Annotated in this window: 5 protein-coding genes; 3 read left to right on the top strand and 2 right to left on the bottom strand. The window is 72.4% G+C overall.

Annotated features, from left to right (window positions below; genetic code table 11):
* On the bottom strand, positions 1-398 hold a 398-nt coding region (locus PKE44_RS16780), incomplete at its 3' end, for a DnaJ domain-containing protein (RefSeq protein ID WP_324553551.1).
* Between the two features lie 117 nt (positions 399-515).
* Positions 516-962 (bottom strand): Hsp20/alpha crystallin family protein, encoded by a 447-nt coding sequence (locus tag PKE44_RS16775; RefSeq protein ID WP_324553553.1) that lies wholly within the window; start codon positions 960-962, stop codon positions 516-518.
* 212 nt (positions 963-1,174) lie between these two features.
* On the opposite strand from PKE44_RS16775, the gene moaB reads away from it, so the two are divergent.
* From moaB to PKE44_RS16760, 3 genes are all read left to right on the top strand, one after another.
* A complete protein-coding gene (gene moaB, locus PKE44_RS16770) occupies positions 1,175-1,696 on the top strand; it encodes a molybdenum cofactor biosynthesis protein B (protein WP_324553548.1) in 522 nt (173 codons plus the stop codon).
* 37 nt (positions 1,697-1,733) lie between these two features.
* Positions 1,734-2,744, top strand: a complete 1,011-nt coding sequence (locus PKE44_RS16765) for a patatin-like phospholipase family protein (RefSeq protein ID WP_324553546.1) — start codon at positions 1,734-1,736, stop codon at positions 2,742-2,744.
* A gap of 5 nt (positions 2,745-2,749) precedes the next feature.
* Positions 2,750-3,355: sulfite exporter TauE/SafE family protein (locus PKE44_RS16760; RefSeq protein WP_324553544.1), on the top strand; the 606-nt coding region annotated here is incomplete at its 3' end.

Genomic DNA, 3,355 nt, shown 5'->3' with positions numbered 1-3,355 from the left:
CCGTGGGCGCGGGCACCGAAGCCCTGCGCGCCGCCGCCGCCGCCGAAGATGCTCTCGAAGAACTCGCTGAAGTCGGCCTGCGAGAAGCCGTCGGCCGCGCTCGGCCCGCCGCCCCGGTGCGCACCACCGGCACCGGCGTGCGGACGCCAGCCCGGCGGCGGGCGGAAGTCCTGGCCGTTGCGGAAGTTCGGCCCGAGCCGGTCGTAGTCCGCGCGCTTTTCGGGATCGCGCAGGACTTCCCAGGCTTCGGCGACCTCCTTGAAGCGCGCCTCGGCATCGGGCTCCTTGCTGACGTCCGGGTGGTACTTGCGCGCGAGCCGCCGGTAGGCCTTCTTGATCTCGTCCTCGGCCGCCGTGCGCGACACGCCGAGGATCTGGTAGTAGTCCTTGAATTCCATACCGTTTACCGCACTGCGGGCCGGGCCGCTGAAGCGACCCGGCCCGGCGTGGAGACTCGGGGGCACGCCCCCCGCCGTGCGGGCGGGGGGCGCGGGCTGCGCGATGCGCTCAGGGCGTCATTCGGCGCTGACCGTGATCTTGCGCGGTGCCGCGCGTTCCTGCTTCGGAATCACGATCTCCAGCACGCCGTTCTGGCCGCGGGCGCTGATGCGCGAGGCATCGGCGGTGTCCGGCAGGCCGAAGCGGCGGTAGAAGCTGCCGTGCGTGCGCTCGACGCGCTTCCAGCCATCGGCCGCCTCGCGCCGCTCGGAGCTGCGCTGGCCCCTGAGCGTCAGCACGCCGTTTTCCATCGTGATGTCGATGTCCTTCGGATCGACACCGGGGATGTCGGCATGGATCAGGAAGCGCTCGGCTTCCTCCTTGATGTCGACGGCCGGCACCCAGTCGCAGGTCGCGACGTTGGAGGCATCCTCGTTGTTGGCCAGACGCGGATCGAACACGCGCTCCAGCTCCTTGGTCAGCAGGCCCAGACGGGTCCACGGGTCGTAGCGGTTGCTGCTGATGCTCATGTTGCACCTCGGAAAATCGCTGCGTTGTGTCGGGGGGAAGCGGTCATCGCGACCGCCGTGATCCGTTAGATAAGGTCGGGCCGGAGGCTTTCAAGAGCGGCGGATTCAGGCCGGCATGCGCCGGATCATCACCGGCGCACTGGCCGCCGGCGGTCCGATCGGGTATCTAGCCGCGACTGCCCCTGCCCCCGCCGAGGACCTCGCCGATGAGCGAAGCGCGCCAGTTCCAGCCCCTGTCGATCGCCGTGCTGACCGTTTCCGACACGCGCGGCGAAGCCGAGGATGTCTCCGGCCGCACGCTGGTCGAGCGCCTCGAAGCCGCCGGTCACCGGCTCGCCGAAAAGGCGATGTGCCGCGATGACCTCTATGCGATCCGCGCCATCGTCTCGCGCTGGATCGCCGATCCGGCCGTGCAGGTCGTCATCAGCACCGGCGGCACCGGCGTCACCGGCCGCGACGGCACGCCCGAGGCCGTGCAGGTGCTGCTCGACAAGGAAATCTCCGGCTTCGGCGAGCTGTTCCGCATGCTGTCCTGGGAGGAGATCCGCACCTCGACCATCCAGTCGCGCGCGCTCGCCGGGGTCGCCAACGGCACCTACCTGTTCGTGCTGCCCGGCTCCAGCGGCGCCTGCCGCACGGCCTGGGACCGCATCCTCAAGGATCAGCTCGACTACCGGCACCGGCCGTGCAACCTCGTCGAGCTGATGCCGCGGCTGCTGGAAAAGTGAGCGCACCGAGCGGCGCCCGTCATCCGTGAACGAAGCCTTGGACGGACCCCTGAACGAAGCGGTGAACCTGCCGGCCGTCACCGCCGGCCCGGCGAAGCTCGTGCGCCGCGCCCCCGGCGAGCCGATCGTCGGGCTCGCGCTCGGCAGCGGTTCGGCGCGCGGCTGGGCGCACATCGGCGTGCTGCGTGCGCTGGCCGCGCTCGGCATCGAACCGCAGATCGTCACCGGCTGCTCGGTCGGTGCGCTCGTGGCCGCCGCCTGGGCCTCGGGCCGGCTCGATGCGCTCGAAGCCTGGGTGCGACGGCTCGACTGGTGGCAGATGCTGAACTTCGTCGATCTCGGCCCCGGGGCGCTGATCGCCGGCGAACGCCTGCGCACGGCCTGCATCGAGCACATCGGCGAACACGACATCGAGACCCTGCCGGTACGCTTCGGCTGCGTGGCCACCGATCTGGCGCGCGGGCGCGAGGTCTGGTTCCAGTCCGGCAGCCTGCTTGATGCCGTGCGCGCGTCGATGGCGCTGCCCGGCGTGTTCCCGCCGGTGCGCGGCGAGGACGGCGCCTGGCTGGTCGACGGCGGGCTGGTCGATCCGGTGCCGGTGTCGCTCGCGCGTGCGCTCGGGGCCGAGCGCGTGATCGCCGTCAACCTCAACGGCGACATCGTCGGCCGCCATCTGGTGCGCCGCCGGCGCAGCCCGGCCGAAGTGCTGATCGAGCCGGTCGCCGCGCGGCTGTCGGCGCTGTTCGGCCGCGAGCGCGAGGCGCCGCCGGCCCCGGACTCCACGCTGCCGGTGCCGCTCGAGGACGCCCAGCCCGGCCTGTTCGAGGTCTTGTTCAGCGCGATGAACATCATGCAGGACCGCATCACCCGCTCGCGCATGGCCGGCGATCCGCCGGACATGCTGCTCGCGCCGCGGCTCGCGCATCTGGCGCTGGTCGAGTTCGACCGTGCCGCGGAAGCCATCGAGGTCGGCCGCATCGCCGTCGAACAGCACCGCGCCGCGCTGCTGGCCGCGGTCGGCCGGCCGCTGCCGGCCGGGGAGCCCTGATCACCATGGATGCGAACCTCGCGCAGTACGCGGCTGCGGCCGTGGTCGGCCTGCTCGGTGGCGTGCACTGCGTCGGCATGTGCGGCGGCATCGTCGGCGTGCTGACGCTCGGCCTGCCGGCCGAAACCCGCGCGCGCGCGGCGCGGCTGCTGCCGTATCTCGTGGCCTACAACGCCGGGCGGCTGGCGAGCTACACGCTGATCGGCGCCCTCGCCGGCGGTGTCGGCGCCTACGCGGCGCATCTCGTCTCGGTGCGCCACGCCCAGCTCGGCCTGCAGCTCATCGCCGGCGGCTTCATGGTCGTGCTCGGTCTGTATCTGGCCGGCGTCTGGGCCGGCATCACGCGCATCGAACGCGCCGGCGGCGGGCTGTGGCGGCGCATCGAACCGCTCGGCCGCCGGCTGCTGCCGGTGCGCACGCCGGCGCAGGCGCTCGGCTGCGGGCTGGTCTGGGGCTGGCTGCCGTGCGGGCTGGTCTACAGCGTCGTGGTCTGGGCGATCGCCGCCGGCAGCGCCGCCGAAGGCGCCCGGCTGCTGCTCGCCTTCGGCCTCGGCACGCTGCCGGCGCTGTTCGGGCTGCTGCAGATCGGGCTGGCGCTGCGCGGCTTCGGG

Origin of the sequence: Plasticicumulans sp., from assembly GCF_035331805.1 — a bacterium.
Classification (GTDB): Bacteria; Pseudomonadota; Gammaproteobacteria; order Competibacterales; family Competibacteraceae; genus Plasticicumulans.
The sequence above is the reverse complement of the archived record's forward strand: the minus strand, read 5'-3'. Positions and strand labels throughout refer to the sequence as shown.

Coding starts and splice junctions, on each gene's coding strand:
- moaB (WP_324553548.1), top strand. CDS start 1,175: ATGAGCGAAGCGCGCCAGTTCCAGCCCCTGTCGATCGCCGTGCTGACC.